The organism is Amycolatopsis heterodermiae, from assembly GCF_034929455.1.
Classification (GTDB): domain Bacteria; phylum Actinomycetota; class Actinomycetes; order Mycobacteriales; family Pseudonocardiaceae; genus Amycolatopsis; species Amycolatopsis heterodermiae.
Genome location: NZ_JAYFSI010000009.1, coordinates 138,016 through 152,145, shown reverse-complemented (window position 1 = coordinate 152,145; position 14,130 = coordinate 138,016). Strand labels below are relative to the sequence as shown.

The window sequence follows — 14,130 nt, the reverse complement described above, 5'->3', positions numbered from 1 at the left end:
CGTGACCACCGCGGATCCCGCCGCGCAGCACATCCCCGAGGATGCGATGCGCCGGCTCGCCGAGATGCGCCCGGGGCAGAAGACCAGCCTCTTCACCTCGGACCTGAGCGTCAACGAGTTCCTGCTCGTGCGCGAAGCCGGGTTCCGGCCGCTCGGGCTGGTGCTCGGGTCGAGCATCTACCACGTCGGCTTCCAGATGGGCCGGTGGAGCAAGAACCAGGAGCTGGACCGGCTTTCGCAGGCGATGTACCACGCCCGCGAGCTCGCGATGTCCCGGATGGAGGCGGAGGCGGACGTGCTGGGCGCGGACGGCATCGTCGCGGTCCGGCTCGAGATCGAGTTCAAGGAGTTCGGCAGCGACCTCGCCGAGTTCATCGCCGTCGGCACCGCGGTGAAGGCCGACGAACCCGGGGAATGGCGCAACAACACCGGGAAGCCGTTCACGTCCGACCTGTCCGGACAGGACTTCTGGACGCTCGTGCAGGCCGGGTACGCGCCGTTGGGCATGGTCATGGGCACCTGCGTCTACCACATCGCGCACCAGCGGTTCCGGCAGATGATGGGCAACATCGGGCAGAACGTCGAGATCCCGCAGTACACCGAGGCGCTCTACGACGCGCGCGAGCTCGCGATGTCGCGGATGCAGACCGAGGCCGAACAGCTCGAGGCGGAGGGGATCGTCGGCGTCCAGCTGCTTTCGCTGCCGCACCGCTGGGGCGGGCACACGACGGAGTTCTTCGCCATCGGCACCGCGGTGAAACCGTTGCGGGAGGACCACCACATCGCCAAACCGCAGCTCGTGCTGCCGCTCACCGACTGATGGCCGGCGCGGAGCTGGAGTTCCACCTGCTGGTCGCGGCGTTGCGCACCGACCGGGCGGACGTCGAGTCGTACCACCGGGTCCTGTCGGAGACCCTGGGCGACGCGCTCCCGCCGGGCATGGTCGAGGTGGCGCGGCGCAAGACGTTCGCCGACCGGGTGGCGGGCCGCGACGGCCAGGTGGTGTCGGTCCAGGTGACCACGCCGGACCGGGTCCTGGTGCTCTCGGCGGGTAAACACGGCGGCGTGGCGGCGGAGATCCGCCAGGTCGTGCGCGGAGTGGTGATCAGCCGCAAGGAAGCCGCGGTGGACGACTGGCTGGCGGCGCTGGCCCAGGAGCTGACCACGCTGGCCGAGAAGGACGCAAAAGCCCGGGACGCCCTCTCCCGCCTCCTCGGCGGCTGAGCCTCGCCGGGGCCATTCAGCGGGGGCGGATCTCGCGGTGAAGCTGCTGGTCACGGATGGTTCGGGTGACATCGGGAGCGTGGTGACCGGAGCGCTCCTGACATCCAGGCGCGACGTGGAGGGCTGGACGACCTGTCGACCGGCCGAGCGTGCCGGACGGCGTGGCGTTCCAGAGGTCACCGGGCACCCCATCCCGGTGGTGCTCGCCCCTCGGCGTGACGGCGACGCCGTGATCACGGCCGGCCGGCTCTGCACGACATCGTCGCCGACGCCTGGACCTTCTGCACCCGGTGATCCCGGGGGCAAGATCCGAAGATCCTGCCCCCGTCGGGTTTTCCGTCAGCTCAGCACCCGGCCCAGGAAGCCGCGGATGTAGCCGGCGATGGTGTCCAAGTGCGTCTCCAGCGCGAAGTGCCCGGCGTCCAGCAGGTGGATCTCGGCGTCGGGCAGGTCGCGGGCGTACGCGCGGGCACCGTCGGCGATGAAGATCTCGTCGTTGCCGCCCCACACCGCCAGCACCGGCACCTGGCTGGTGCGGAAGTACTCGTGGAACTTCGGGTACAGCCCGATGTTGTGGTGGTAGTCCGCGAGCAGCGCCATCTGGGTCTCCGCGGCGCCCGGCCGGTCGAGCAGGGCCTGGTCGTGGATCCAGACGTCCGGGCTGACCAGCTCCGGGTCGGGCGAGCCGTCGAGGTACTGCCCCTTCGTGGCCTCCAGGGTGACCATCGCGCGCAGGTCGTCCTCGGTCAGGGTGCCGGCGGCGAGCTTCTGCGGCAGGCCGGCGCCGAGACCCTCGACGTAGGCGTTGCCGTTCTGCGTGACGATCGCCGTGACGCGGCCGGGGTTCGCCGTGGCGATCCGCAGGCCCACCGGTGAGCCGAAGTCCTGGATGTAGAGCGCGAACTCCGTCAGGCCCAGCTGGTCGAGCAGGCCCTGCGTCAGCTCGGCCAGCGCGTCGAAGGTGTAGGTGAACTCGCCGACGGGCGGCGCGTCGGAGGCGCCCGCGCCCAGGTAGTCCGGGGCGACGACGTGGTAGCGGTCGGCCAGGGCCGGGATGAGGTGCCGGTACATGTGCGAGCTCGTCGGGAACCCGTGGAGCAGCACGATCGTGGGCGCGTCGGCGGGTCCGGCCTCCCGGTAGAAGAGCCGGTGCCCGTTGACGGTGGCGTAGCGGTGGTGCACGGCGACCATGGTCACTCCCTCGAACGTCTCATGGATACTTTCTTATTTATCCATGAGACGAGGTACGCTGTCAACGGGTCGGGGAAACTGGAGGCCGGACTCGGGAGGCGAACGTGGTCATTGCGGCACCCGGCGAGGAACGCTCACTCGCGCTGGCACTGGTCAACACCCGGCGGGTGGGCGACGCCGACGACCTCGACGACCCCGGCACCTGGCTCCACGCGCACGGGTTCCGGGTGACGGCGGTGGACGACGTCACGCCGTTGACGGACCTGCGGGCCGCGGTCCGCGAGCTGCTGGCCGCGCTGGCCGAGGACCGGGCGCCGGCCGAAGACGCCGTCCACGCGGTGAACGCGGCCGCCCGCGCCGACTCCGCCGCACCGCAGCTCACCTGGGACGACGGCCCGCGGCGAGCGTGGCGCAGCACCCGGCCGGGCAGCCTCGACGAAGCCGTGGCCGCACTGGCCCGGGACGCGATCGACGTCGTCGGCGGCGACCTCGGGCAGCTGGTGCACCCCTGCGAAGCGCACGGCTGCGTCCGGTTCTTCCTGCGCGAGCACGCCCGCCGCCGCTGGTGCTCGACGACGTGCGGCGACCGGGTCCGCGCCGCGCGGCACCAGCGCCTGGTGGTCGAGCGGCGTACCGTGTGAGCCCGCCGACGAAGGGACGCCCGATGGACTGGACGCTCGAAGTGGTCATCGTGCCGGTGTCCGATGTGGACCGCGCGAAGGCGTTCTACGCCGACCAGCTGGGTTTCGTCCTCGACCACGACATCGCGCCGGCCGACGGCGTCCGGATCGTCCAGCTGACCCCGCCGGGCTCGGGCTGCTCGATCGTCTTCGGCCGCGGCGCGGTGCCGGACATGCCGCCGGGCTCGTTCAAGGGGCTGCAGCTGGTGGTCAACGACCTGCCGAAGGCCCACGCGATCCTCACCGAACGCGGCGTCGCGGTCAGCGAGATCCAGGTCCACGGCATGGGCACGTGGGACGGCGAAGCGGACTTGAACAACGTGGGTTTCCTGCACTTCGCCGACCCGGACGGCAACAGCTGGACGATCCAGCAGATCACCGCCCGCGCCTAGTCGACCAGCGCGCCGCAGCTGATGTTGACCGTGGATGCCGTCATCGAGCGGGCCCGGTCGGAGGCGACGAAGGCCGCGACCGCGCCGACGTCGGCCAGGGTTGCCGCGCGGCCCAGCATCGTCTGGCCGTTGATGCTGTCCTCCACCACCTGGCGGGCCTCGAAGTCCGCGGGGAGCGTCTCCGGGATGCCGCCGGTCCGCAGCGTCACCGCGCGCACGCCGTGCGGGCCCAGCTCGGCGGCGAGCTGGCGGCGCATGGCCTCGAGGGCGTGGAAGGCGACCTGCAGCCCGCCGACGGAGAACTCGCGCACGGGGTCACCCGCGCCGCCGAAGAACAGCACGACCCCCGAGCGCTGCTTGGTCATGTGCCGCGCGGCGGCGCGCGCGGTGAGAAAGTTCGTCCGCACGGCGGTCACCACGGGCTGCTCGTAGTCGGCGAGCGACATGTCGACCAGCGGCGTGCCCTGCACGTCACCGTGGTTGATGAGGTTGAAGGAGACGTCGATCCCGCCCTGGGCGGCGACCGCCTCGGCGTGCTCGTCGACGGCCCGCTCGTCCAGCGCGTCGACGGACGCGGTTTCGGCCGACCCACCGGCCGCCCGGATCCGCTCGGCGACGGCGTCGAGCCGGGAGAGCGACCGCCCGGCGAGGAAGACGCGGGCGCCTTCTTCGGCAAAAGCGCTGGCCACGGCGCTGCCGATCCGGCCGCCCCCGCCGTAGACGATGGCGTTCTTGCCGGCGAGCAAGCTCATGATGACCTCCGTTGTCCGGGTGCGTTCACCCCTGCGTCGAACGAGCGGGGCCGGATTCGACAGCTCACGGCCGCGGGACGCCCATCGGGTTCGGCACCGGCACCACACCGGCGTCGATCACCGCGCGGCTCAGCGGGACCGCCAGCTCCAGCACCCGCGCCACCCCCGCCTCGCCGAGCGCCTCGACCGGGGCCGACGCCAGCCGGTCCGTGTCGTCCTCGATGCCGCGACGCAGCGAAGCACCGGCCGAGGTCAGCGAGCCCGAGGCGTCGAGCACGCCACGGTCCCGCAGCCGGGCGACCGCCTGCGCCCAGTCCTCGTCGGACCAGCCGCGGTGGGGCTGGACGTCGTCGCGGCCGATGACGCCGTCGCCGATGTGGGTGAGCGTGGTCTCCAGGCCGGAGAGGCCCGCGTGCACCGCCGCCAGAACGTGACCGTCGCCGCGGTGCTCCCGCAGGATCGTCGCGGCCAGCCAGAGCCGGCCGAGCACGCCGGACGGGCGGGGTACGGCCGACCACGCCGCGGCCAGCGGACGCCCGTCGAACCGGCACGCGTCCACCGCCCGCTCCAGCAACGCAGCCAGCTCGTCGACCTCGGACAGCACGCGCGCCAGAGCCGTCTCCACCGCCGAAAGCCGGGTGTCGACGACGTCGGCGGGCGCGGCGAACGACCACGCGTCCGGCAGGGCCCGCGCGACCATCGCCGGGGCGAAGCCGAAGAGCATCGACGTCGCCGCCGCCGGGCCGATCGGGCCCAGCGGCGCGAGCCGTCCGGCGAAGTAGCCCATCCAGTAGCCCCGCAAACCGACCGCTTTCGCCGCCACGGCCGTCTCCGGCGCGAAGTAGACCACGGCGTGCAGCGGCTCGACCGCGGCCCAGAGCCGGCGGGGCAACGTCATCGTGCGCTCCTCACGGGGTCAGCCGGTGCAGGTCGCGCGGGAACAGCGTGACCTCCCGGACGTTCGCGACTCCGAGCAGCCGCGCCGTCCACCTTTCCAGGCCCAGCGCGAAACCGCCGTGGGGCGGCATGCCGTGCGCGAACACCGCCAGGTAGTCGTCATAGGCCTCGACGTCGTCCCCGAGCGCCGCGAGGTAGTCCGCGTGCCGGTGCAGGCGCTGGCCGCCGGTCACCAGCTCCAGCCCGCGGAACAGCAGGTCGAAGCTGTTCGAGTACGCGGGCCGCGCCGGGTCCGGATGCGTGTAGAACGGCCGTTTCGCCATCGGGTACCCGGTGACGAACAGGAACTCCGACCCGTGCTCGCGCACCGCCCAGTCCGACAGCCACCGCTCGTCGGCCGGCGCCAGGTCGGGTTCGTCCTTCCCCAGCATCGCCTGGGCGTCCGCGAAGTACAGTTCCGGGATCTCGGCGGGCACCTCCGGGACGGCGACGCCGAGCGAGGCGACCGATTCGGCCATCCCGGCGAGCACCTCCCGCAGCACGGCCATGACGTCGTGGTGGTCCTCGATGAACCCGAGCTCGGCGTCGAGGCTGGTGTACTGCGCCAGGTGCCGCGCGGTGTCGTGCGGTTCGGCGCGGAAGACCGGGCCGACCTCGTAGACCCGCTCGAACACCCCGACCAGGGCCTGCTTGTAGAACTGCGGCGACTGGGCGAGGTACGCCTGGCGGCCGAAGTAGTCGATGCCGAAGACGTTCGCACCGGACTCGGTGGCCGACGAGACGATCTTCGGCGTGTGCGTCTCGGTGAATCCCAGGCCGTCCAAAGTGGACCGGAACCCGGCGACGGCGGCCGCGGACACCGCGAACCGCGCCTTCAGCAGCGGATGCCGCAGCGCGACCGGGGCGTGGTCGAGGATCGTCGGCAGCGACGCGGAAACCGCGGGCCGGTAGAGGTCGAACGGCGGTGGCGACGCCGGTTCCGACAGCGGAACCAGGGTCGCCGAAGTCAGCTCGACACCGCCGGGCGCGCGCGGGTTCGCCGTCACGGTCGCGTGCACCTCGACCACGGTCTCCTCCGGCGGCGGCGCGGCGTCGGAGCGCAGCACGACCTGCGCGGTACCGGACCGGTCCCGCAACACGAGGAACGTGACGGATTTCAGGCGGCGACGGCGGTGCACCCAGCCGGCGACGCGGACGGGGGCACCGACGTGCCGGGGCAGGTCGGCGGTCAAGGTTCGGGAGATCATCGTGGGCCCTTCGCAGGCGACGTGACCCCTTGGGAGTGCGGGCGATAAGGGAACTCGCGGTGCCACCGCACTTTCGCCGTCTCGGGAGACGGCCTCTCATGGCCCGTGACGGGGGCCGGCCGGCGGGGCATTTCCTCCCCGCACTCCGGAGGGTCTTCACCGCGGGGCACGGGACCGCCTTCCCAGCTGCCGGCGGCTCTCTGGACCCGTGCGCTCCCGGGGCTACTCGGCTCCATCAGCGCGTTGACCGGGAGGTTAGCCCGACCGCGGCGAAGGGCGCGCGGCACTTTCGGGCGTGGCCGACGTCACGCCACTCTTGAATGAACGTTCAGTTGACACCGCCGACGGGCAAGCCTACCGTCGCTGTTGAATGAGTATTCAGTTAAGAGAGGACTTCTCATGACCGGCAAAGTCTGGTTCGTCACCGGCTCGTCGCGCGGCCTCGGCCGGGAGATCGTCAACGCCGCCCTGGAGCGGGGCGACTCCGTCGTCGCCACCGCCCGCGACCCGCGCAGCCTCGGCGACCTGCCCGCGGATCGCGCGCTGGCCGTCGCGCTCGACGTCACCGACGAAGCCGCGGCCGACCGGGCCATCAAAGCCGCCGTCGAGCGGTTCGGGCGCATCGACGTCGTGGTCAACAACGCGGGTTACGCCGACTTCGGGTCCATTGAGGACACTCCGGCCGCGCAGTTCCGCGCCCAGATCGAGACGAACCTGATGGGCGTCGTGACGGTGACCCGCGCGGCGATCCCGGTGCTGCGCGAGCAGGGCCACGGGCACATCATCCAGATCTCCACCGTCGGCGGCCGGATCGCGCCGGGCGTCGGCCTGGCCGCGTACTCGGCGGCGAAGCACGGCGTCGAAGGCTTTTCCGGCGTGCTGGCCAACGAACTGAAGCCGTTCGGGGTCAAGGTGACCATCGTCGAGCCGGGCGGGTTCCGCACCGACTGGGCCGGGTCGTCGATGGCGTTCATCGAGCCGAGCGAGGCCTATCAGCCCGTGCTGAACCCGATGATCGAGCACATCCGCGGCCCGGAGCAGCTCGCCACCGGCGACCCCGCCAAGGCCGGCCGCGTGATCACCGAGCTCGCCGACCTGGCCGAGCCGCCGCTGCGGCTGCCGCTGGGCTCCGACGCCGTCCTGCTGATCCGCGCCACCGACGAGGCCAAGATCGCCGAGATCGACGCGTGGGCCGAGACGTCCCGCCGCACCGACGCCGACGACGCCGAGCAGCGGGACTTCAGCAGCCTCGCGCGAAACTAGGCGCAGGAGACGGTCGTGCCCGTCCCGGTTCCGGTGCCCTGGTAGCCGAATTCGATCGACTGCCCGGGCGCCAGGGCACCGTTGAAGCCGACGTTCGTGAACCGGACCGTGCCGCTGTCCCCGCTGCGCCCGGCGTTCCAGCCGGACGTGATCACCGCGCCCGCGGGCAGGCCGGCCGTGACCGTCCAGCCGGTGATCGGGGCGGCGCCGGCCGTGACACGGACCGTCGTGACGAACCCGCCCGTCCACTGGTTGATCGACGTCGTCGCCGTGCACCCGGCACCCCCGGGCGTCGTGGGCGTGGTGGGGGTCGTAGGCGTGGTCGTCCCCGAGCCGGTCAGGGTGGGCGTGGTCCAGTCGCGCCAGTCGGCGAGGTTCCCGGCCTTCAGGCTGGAGATCCGGAAGGTACCGGCCGTGGTGCCGGTCTTCAGCAGGAACTTCTGGATGTTCTGCTGCAGCGGCGTTTTCCACTCGGGCCGGGACGCGCAGTGCGTGCCGTCCTGGACGTCGGACCAGTAGCTGATGTTGCTCCCCGCGCCGAGCGCCTGGTAGACCTCCGCCCCGGCCAGCGCGGCCACGCTGCCCGACCGCGCGCCCAGCCAGTCGATGTGCGGGTTCTCCATGACGAACAGCCCGCGCGGCGCGACCATCGCGACGAGTTCGTGCGTGTCCACCGGCAGCGCGGCCGGGTTGCCGGTGTACGCGCTGAACGCGTCGCCGAACCACGGCTGCTCGCCGTAGGCGTTGGACAGCGGCTGCGAGCCGCTTTCCCCGGGGATCCCGCGCAGGATCGGGACACCGGCGGTGCCCGACTCGATCGGCATGGTCAGCGCGATCCGCTGGTCGAACGCGCCGATCGCGAACGCGCTCTTCCCGTACCGCGAACAGCCCGTGACGCCGAGCGCGTCCGCCTTGAGGACCGAGCCGCCGGACTGCTCGACGACGTCGATGAGCCGGCTCACGCCCCACGCCCAAGCGGCCAGCAGGCCGGTGCTGCTCGTCGCGCCGTAAAGGCTGTAGAACGCGCCCTGCTTGTTGTTCCGGGCCGTGCCTTCCTTGCCGACGGCGAGCGGGTCGTAGGTGATGACGGCGGCCCCGGCGGCTTTGATGGTGGCGGTGTCCGCGCCGAATCCGCCGACGACGAAAACGGCGGGGAACGGACCGGTACCGCTGGGCAGCTGGACCCCCGCGGAGAAACTCGCGCTCCGCCCGTTCTGCGTGACGTTCACGGTGATGTTCGTGCTCGAAACCGTGCCGGTGACACTCGACGGTTTCGCGGGCTTCTCGCCGTAGACCGTCCGTTCCGCCAGCTTCTTGATCTCCTCGCGACGGCACCGCCAGTCGCTCGTGGTGGTGATGCGCGTGCCGTCGATCCTCTTGAAGGGATCGGGAAGCTTGGTGCTGGCCGGCCACGAACCCGGGAGCGCCGCACGGACTTTCTCCCTTCCGGAGGAATGGTGCCCGGGAAACGTTAGGCGCGTTTCCCGGACACCGTCAAGAAGAGCAGCAATACGAAACCTTTCGAAAGTTTCGTATTCAGGGATATGAATCAGCCCCAGGCGACCGGCAGCTCGCGAACGCCGTAGACGAGCGTGTTGTGCTTGTACGCCAACGACTCCCGCGGCACCGCGAGCCGCAGGTCCGGCACCCGGCGGAACAACCGCGTCAACGCCTCCTGCAGTTCGACGCGCGCCAGCTGCTGGCCGATGCACTGGTGCGCGCCGAACCCGAAGGCGACGTGCGTGCGCGGCGACTCGCGGTGGAAGTCGAGCTTGTCGGCGGCCGGGAACAGCTCCTCGTCACGGTTGGCCGAGTTCAGCGCGGCGACCAGCCACTCCCCCGCCTTCACCGCACGGGTGCCGACCTGGACGTCTTCGGTGGCGTAGCGCAGCACCCCGAACTGCACGACCGACAGGTACCGCAGCAGTTCCTCGACGGCGCGTTCCGGCGCCGCCAGCACGACGTCGCGCTGCTGCGGGTGGTCCAGCAGCACCAGCGTGCTGAGCGCGATCATGTTGGCCGTCGTCTCGTGCCCGGCCACCAGCAGGCTGAGCCCGAGCATGACCAGCTCTTCCATGCCGAGCGCGTCACCGGTCGCCTCACCGCGGGCGATCAGCCGGCTGAACAGGTCGTCCTGCGGGTTCTTCCGCTTGTCGGTGAACAACCCGGCCAGGAACCCGGAAATCTCTTCGTAGGCCTGCTGTCCCTGTTCACGGGTGGTGTCGGTGCTGACCAGCACGCCGCTCTGGTGCTGGAACCGCTCGCGGTCGGCGTACGGGACGCCGAGCAGCTCGCAGATCACCAGCGACGGGATCGGCAACGCGAAGTCCCGCACCAGATCGGCCTCGCCGGGCTTCGCGAGCATCGCGTCGAGGTGGCTCTCGACCAGTTCCTGGACGTAGGTGCGCATCGCCTCGACGCGCCGCACGGTGAACTCCGCGAGCACCATCTTGCGCAGCCGCGAGTGGTCCCGGCCGTCGAGCTGGATGATCGAGCCCGGGCTGACCTCCACTTCGAAGTCGCCGTCGAGGTCGGCGCCGGCGTTCACGTGCACCGAAGACGCGCCGCGCGAGCTCATCGTGCGGTCGGCGAGCACCGCGCGGACGTCGCTGTAGCGCGTCACCAGCCAGGCGTCCATCCCGGCCGGGCAGCGCACCTGCGACGTCGGCGCCTCTTCGCGCAACGTCGCGTAGGTCTCGGGTGGGTCGTACGGGCATCCGGCCGGTCGCGTCGTCGGGAGGGCCGGGGTCTCGGATGCTGCCGTCACAGCGGATCACGCCTCTCTGCCAATGGTCTGGACACTTCCACCATGGAGACGTCCGGCGTCGTCGTGGGACGTCCGACCCACATCCGACCCGGATGGCCCAGTCCGGACGGCGTTCGTTAGAGAACTTTACGAATAGGTCTTGACGGGCCGCCGCCGCACCGCGAACCTGGACCCACGCCGCAGTCATCGTCCGTCCAGTTCTCCCGGAGGCAGCATGACCCGGCGCGCTTTTGTGCTCGTCGTGACCCTTTTCCTCGCCTTGGCCGGCGCTCTCGCCGGTGGCACGCCGGCGAACGCGGAGACCACGCAGCCGACCTTCCTCACCTTCTACGGCTGGTGGGACAACACCCCGCCCGGCGGCGACATCGCCTACCCGCAGATCCACGACACGGCCGGCGGCAAGGGCACCTACGCCGACCCGATCACGTTCGCCACCAGTACGTCCGAGCTCAAGGCCGGCACCAAGGTCTGGGTGCCCCGGGTGAAGAAGTACTTCATCATGGAGGACGGCTGCGACGAGTGCTCCGACGACTGGAACGGCCAGGGCCCCAACGGCGGCCCGAACCTGCGGCACATCGACCTCTGGCTCGGCGGCCAGGGCGGCAGCGCCTTCGACGCGATCGACTGCGAAGACGCGTTGACGCACTACAACGCCGACAACACGCCGGTGCTGGAGCCGGTGGTGGTCGACCCGCCGTCGACCGAACCGTACGACTCGACGCCGATCTTCAACACCAGCACCGGCGCGTGTTACGGCGGCGCGCAGCCGAACACCACGGTCGGCCAGTACCGCAACAACTCGACCAGCACTTGCCTGGAGGCGCCGAGCAGCGGGACGACGCTGAAGGTCGCCGCCTGCACCGGAAGTGACGCCCAGCGGTTCACCTTCCACGGCGCGTTCCTCGTGAACAACGACAAGTGCGCCGGCATCTCCGGCAGCTCGATCGTGCTGCAGACCTGCACCGGCGGCCCGGCCCAGCAGTGGTCGATCAACCCGGACGGCACCATTTCCGACATCCAGACGAGCAAGAAGTGCTTCCGCGCTTCGGGCACGACGCTCACCGCGGGCAGCTGCTCCGGTGACCAGGCCCGCTGGACGTTCACCGCGGCCGGCACCCCGTCCGGCCTGAGCGTGACGCCGTCGTCGGTCTCGGTGGCACCCGGCGCTTCGACGACCGCCACGGTCACGTCCACGGACGCGGTCACGCTGGCCGCGAGCGGCGCTCCCGCGGGCGTCACCGTCTCCTTCTCCCCGACGTCGGTACCGGCCGGCGGAACCTCGACCGCCACGGTCACCGCCGCCGCGAATGCCACCCCCGGCACAGCGACGGTCACCATCACGGGCGGGACGAAGACCGCGTCACTGGGCGTCACGGTCACCGGCGGCGGTGGTGGCACCGAGACGCTGCTTTCCCAGGGCAAGACGGCGACGGCGTCGTCGACCGAATCGTCGTCCTACCCGGCGAGCGCGGCCTTCGACGGCAACCTGACCGGCACCCGCTGGGCCAGCAAGGAGACGGCGTCCGAGTGGTTGCGCGTCGACCTCGGCGCATCCAAGTCCGTCTCGCACGTCAAGCTGACCTGGGAGGCCGCGTACGGGAAGGCGTACAGCATCCAGACCTCGCCCGACGGCACGACCTGGACGACGATCTACAGCACGACCACCGGCAACGGCGCCACGGACGACCTGACCGGGCTCTCCGGGACCGGCCGGTACGTGCGGATGAACGGCGTCACGCGCGGCACGGCGTACGGTTACTCCCTGTACGAAATGCAGGTGTACGGCACCGCCTGAGTTGCCGAACCGGCAACTGGATTTGCCTTCCCGGGGACGTTCTCCGCATGGTGGGAGGACGTCCCCGAGGAGGAACCATGGCCCACACCCACGAGCAGCCGATGACCGTCGAGAACATGCTCAAGCAGGAGTTCTGGGAAGCGCTCTACCAGCGTGACGAGCACCGGATCTGGAGCGGGAACGTGAACCGCAACCTGGAGAGCGAGGTGACCGGGCTGAAACCCGGGCACGCCCTCGACCTCGGCAGCGGTGAAGGCGGCGACGCGATCTGGCTGGCCGAGCAGGGCTGGACCGTCGACGGCGCCGACATCTCGACCCTCGCGCTGTCCCGCGCCGAAGCCGCGGCCAAGGAGCGCGGGGTGGACGTCCGGTGGCTGCACCGCGACATCCTCACCTGGCAACCCGAGGAGACCTACGACCTGATCTCCGCGCAGTACATGCACCTGCCGCCGGACCTGCGCAAGAACGTGTTCACCGCGGCCGCGGCGGCGATCCGGCCCGGCGGCTCACTGCTGGTCGTCGGCCACTCGCCGAGGGCGATGCGGGAGTTCGACGGCCAGGCGCCCCCGCTGGAGCTGTTCTTCGAGCCGGAGGAGATCACCGGCTACCTCGGCGACGCGTGGGAGTGGGTCGTCGAGACCTGCGAGACGCGCGGCGAGGGCCACCACACCGACGCCGTCTACCGCGCGAAGCGCCTCTGAAATGCCGCGAGGGCCCCTTCACGCGCCCTCGACGCGTGTGAAGAGGCCCTCGCGGGTTTTACCCACCGGAGTTGGATCAGGCGAGCGACAGGCCGTAGGACTGCAGCTCGAGGGTGAGCGGGTAGAAGTAGCTGGTCACGGTGTCGCCACCGGACAGCGTGCCGAGGCCCGTGGAACCGTCGTAGGCCGGGCCGCCCGAGTCACCGTGGTCGGTGTGCGCGGTGGTGCCGAACTCGTGGTTCAGGACGCCGACGTCGAAGTTGACCGACTCGTCGACCGAGGTGACCTCGCCGCTGCCGCCACCGGTGGTCGAGCCCTGCTTCTGCATCTGCTCGCCGACCGTCGGCTCCGCCGCGCTGGTGATCGCCTGGCCGGTGTTGATCTCGCTCGGGCCGGTGCCGTTCGGGCGGGTCAGCAGGCCGGAGTCGGCGCCCGGGCAGTCGCTCTCGACGACCTGCGCGCCGGAGACGTCGCCGCCGGCCCAGGTGCCGCCGAGGTTGGTGCAGTGGCCCGCGGTGAGCAGGAACGGCGACCCGCCGCGCGTCACGTTGAAGCCGAGCGAGCAGCGGCCCTGGTCGTTCTGGATCGCGTCGCCGTCGGCGATGTACAGCTCCAGCTTGCCGGTGCGGTGCTCGACCCGGACGCTGTCGCCGTACTGCGCGGCGGCCGCGGCGACCTTGTCGGAGGTGGCCTTGCTGGCCGCGTCGTAGACCTTCACCACGACCTGGTTGGTCTTGGTGTCGATGCCCCACGCGGTCTGCGGGACGTTCTTCACGGCGTCCAGCGAGTTCTTGACGCCGGTCAGCGCGGCGAAGGTGTGCTTGACCTTCTTCGCGGTGAGGCCGGCGGCCTCGACCTTCTGCACCGACGCGTCGTCGGTGACGTTCACGACGGCCTTGCCGTTCTCCAGGTAGATGCCACCGGAGGTGGCACCGAGGGAGCTCGCCACCTGGGTGGCGTTGCTGACGGCGTGGGCCTGCATCTCGGCGAAGGCCAGCGGGGACGCGGTGGCCGCCGACGCGCACACGCCGGACGTCAGCGCGGCGGCCGACAAGACGGCGAAGGTCTTGAGGGCGGTCTTCCGGGGAGTCATCAACTTCCTCCAGTTAGCCGGTTCGAAGCCTGCGCCGGTCACTTTCGTTGCCGAGCAACCAACGCACCACCGACTAAGGTTGGTTAATAACCAGCGGAATCGGACATACCTCGCACTTCGGATCCGAA

Annotated in this window: 14 protein-coding genes; 7 read left to right on the top strand and 7 right to left on the bottom strand. The window is 70.8% G+C overall.

All coding sequences use genetic code 11. From position 1 onward, the window contains the following. Position 1: 1 nt before the first annotated feature. On the top strand, positions 2-820 hold the full coding sequence (locus VA596_RS32930) for a heavy metal-binding domain-containing protein (protein WP_323332122.1): 819 nt from the start codon (positions 2-4) through the stop codon (positions 818-820). Continuing rightward, positions 820-1,224, top strand: a complete 405-nt coding sequence (locus tag VA596_RS32925; protein ID WP_323332121.1) for a hypothetical protein — start codon at positions 820-822, stop codon at positions 1,222-1,224. The genes VA596_RS32930 and VA596_RS32925 overlap by 1 nt, the downstream gene beginning before the upstream one ends. 339 nt (positions 1,225-1,563) lie before the next feature. On the opposite strand, the gene VA596_RS32920 is transcribed toward VA596_RS32925, so the two are convergent. After that, positions 1,564-2,415 carry an alpha/beta fold hydrolase gene (locus VA596_RS32920; protein ID WP_323332120.1) on the bottom strand — a complete coding sequence of 284 codons (852 nt, stop codon included), beginning with the start codon at positions 2,413-2,415 and terminating at the stop codon, positions 1,564-1,566. Between the two features lie 104 nt (positions 2,416-2,519). Here VA596_RS32920 and VA596_RS32915 point away from each other — a divergent pair, with 104 nt between their 5' ends. After that, entirely contained in the window at positions 2,520-3,056 is a 537-nt protein-coding gene (locus VA596_RS32915; RefSeq protein WP_323332118.1) for a CGNR zinc finger domain-containing protein, read from the top strand. Between the two features lie 23 nt (positions 3,057-3,079). Then, entirely contained in the window at positions 3,080-3,487 is a 408-nt protein-coding gene (locus VA596_RS32910; protein ID WP_323332117.1) for a VOC family protein, read from the top strand. Here the strand turns inward: VA596_RS32910 and VA596_RS32905 are convergent. The 3 genes from VA596_RS32905 to aspS form a co-directional block, all read right to left on the bottom strand. Further along, complete coding sequence (locus VA596_RS32905) at positions 3,484-4,239, bottom strand: SDR family NAD(P)-dependent oxidoreductase (RefSeq protein ID WP_323332116.1); 756 nt, start codon at positions 4,237-4,239, stop codon at positions 3,484-3,486. The genes VA596_RS32910 and VA596_RS32905 overlap by 4 nt on opposite strands. 64 nt (positions 4,240-4,303) lie before the next feature. Continuing rightward, positions 4,304-5,137: an SCO6745 family protein gene (locus VA596_RS32900; RefSeq protein WP_323332115.1), complete on the bottom strand. Its 834-nt coding sequence runs from the start codon at positions 5,135-5,137 to the stop codon at positions 4,304-4,306. A gap of 10 nt (positions 5,138-5,147) precedes the next feature. After that, positions 5,148-6,383: an aspartate--tRNA(Asn) ligase gene (gene aspS / locus VA596_RS32895; RefSeq protein WP_323332113.1), complete on the bottom strand. Its 1,236-nt coding sequence runs from the start codon at positions 6,381-6,383 to the stop codon at positions 5,148-5,150. 399 nt (positions 6,384-6,782) lie between these two features. On the opposite strand from aspS, the gene VA596_RS32890 reads away from it, so the two are divergent. After that, positions 6,783-7,646: an SDR family NAD(P)-dependent oxidoreductase gene (locus VA596_RS32890; protein ID WP_323332112.1), complete on the top strand. Its 864-nt coding sequence runs from the start codon at positions 6,783-6,785 to the stop codon at positions 7,644-7,646. On the opposite strand, the gene VA596_RS32885 is transcribed toward VA596_RS32890, so the two are convergent. Together VA596_RS32885 and VA596_RS32880 are read right to left on the bottom strand one after the other, a co-directional pair. Next, the gene (locus tag VA596_RS32885; RefSeq protein WP_323332110.1) at positions 7,643-8,875 is read right to left on the bottom strand and encodes a glucuronyl esterase domain-containing protein; all 1,233 of its coding nucleotides are present in this window, start codon (positions 8,873-8,875) and stop codon (positions 7,643-7,645) included. The genes VA596_RS32890 and VA596_RS32885 overlap by 4 nt on opposite strands. A 320-nt stretch (positions 8,876-9,195) precedes the next feature. Continuing rightward, a complete protein-coding gene (locus tag VA596_RS32880; protein ID WP_323332108.1) occupies positions 9,196-10,413 on the bottom strand; it encodes a cytochrome P450 in 1,218 nt (405 codons plus the stop codon). A 214-nt stretch (positions 10,414-10,627) separates the two neighbouring features. Between VA596_RS32880 and VA596_RS32875 the strand changes: the two genes are divergently transcribed. Then, the gene (locus VA596_RS32875) at positions 10,628-12,208 is read left to right on the top strand and encodes a discoidin domain-containing protein (RefSeq protein ID WP_323332107.1); all 1,581 of its coding nucleotides are present in this window, start codon (positions 10,628-10,630) and stop codon (positions 12,206-12,208) included. Between the two features lie 77 nt (positions 12,209-12,285). Then, complete coding sequence (locus tag VA596_RS32870; RefSeq protein WP_323332106.1) at positions 12,286-12,909, top strand: SAM-dependent methyltransferase; 624 nt, start codon at positions 12,286-12,288, stop codon at positions 12,907-12,909. A 76-nt stretch (positions 12,910-12,985) separates the two neighbouring features. Here the strand turns inward: VA596_RS32870 and VA596_RS32865 are convergent, their stop codons facing one another. After that, positions 12,986-14,002 carry a S1 family peptidase gene (locus VA596_RS32865; protein WP_323332104.1) on the bottom strand — a complete coding sequence of 339 codons (1,017 nt, stop codon included), beginning with the start codon at positions 14,000-14,002 and terminating at the stop codon, positions 12,986-12,988. Between the last annotated feature and the right edge of the window lie 128 nt (positions 14,003-14,130).

Excerpts from the sequence above, each read along its gene's own strand:
- VA596_RS32925 (WP_323332121.1), top strand. The coding sequence starts at position 820 with ATGGCCGGCGCGGAGCTGGAGTTCCACCTGCTGGTCGCGGCGTTGCGC.
- VA596_RS32920 (WP_323332120.1), bottom strand. The coding sequence starts at position 2,415 with ATGGTCGCCGTGCACCACCGCTACGCCACCGTCAACGGGCACCGGCTC.
- VA596_RS32910 (WP_323332117.1), top strand. The coding sequence starts at position 3,080 with ATGGACTGGACGCTCGAAGTGGTCATCGTGCCGGTGTCCGATGTGGAC.
- VA596_RS32905 (WP_323332116.1), bottom strand. The coding sequence starts at position 4,239 with ATGAGCTTGCTCGCCGGCAAGAACGCCATCGTCTACGGCGGGGGCGGC.
- VA596_RS32900 (WP_323332115.1), bottom strand. The coding sequence starts at position 5,137 with ATGACGTTGCCCCGCCGGCTCTGGGCCGCGGTCGAGCCGCTGCACGCC.
- aspS (WP_323332113.1), bottom strand. The coding sequence starts at position 6,383 with ATGATCTCCCGAACCTTGACCGCCGACCTGCCCCGGCACGTCGGTGCC.
- VA596_RS32890 (WP_323332112.1), top strand. The coding sequence starts at position 6,783 with ATGACCGGCAAAGTCTGGTTCGTCACCGGCTCGTCGCGCGGCCTCGGC.
- VA596_RS32875 (WP_323332107.1), top strand. The coding sequence starts at position 10,628 with ATGACCCGGCGCGCTTTTGTGCTCGTCGTGACCCTTTTCCTCGCCTTG.
- VA596_RS32870 (WP_323332106.1), top strand. The coding sequence starts at position 12,286 with ATGGCCCACACCCACGAGCAGCCGATGACCGTCGAGAACATGCTCAAG.
- VA596_RS32865 (WP_323332104.1), bottom strand. The coding sequence starts at position 14,002 with ATGACTCCCCGGAAGACCGCCCTCAAGACCTTCGCCGTCTTGTCGGCC.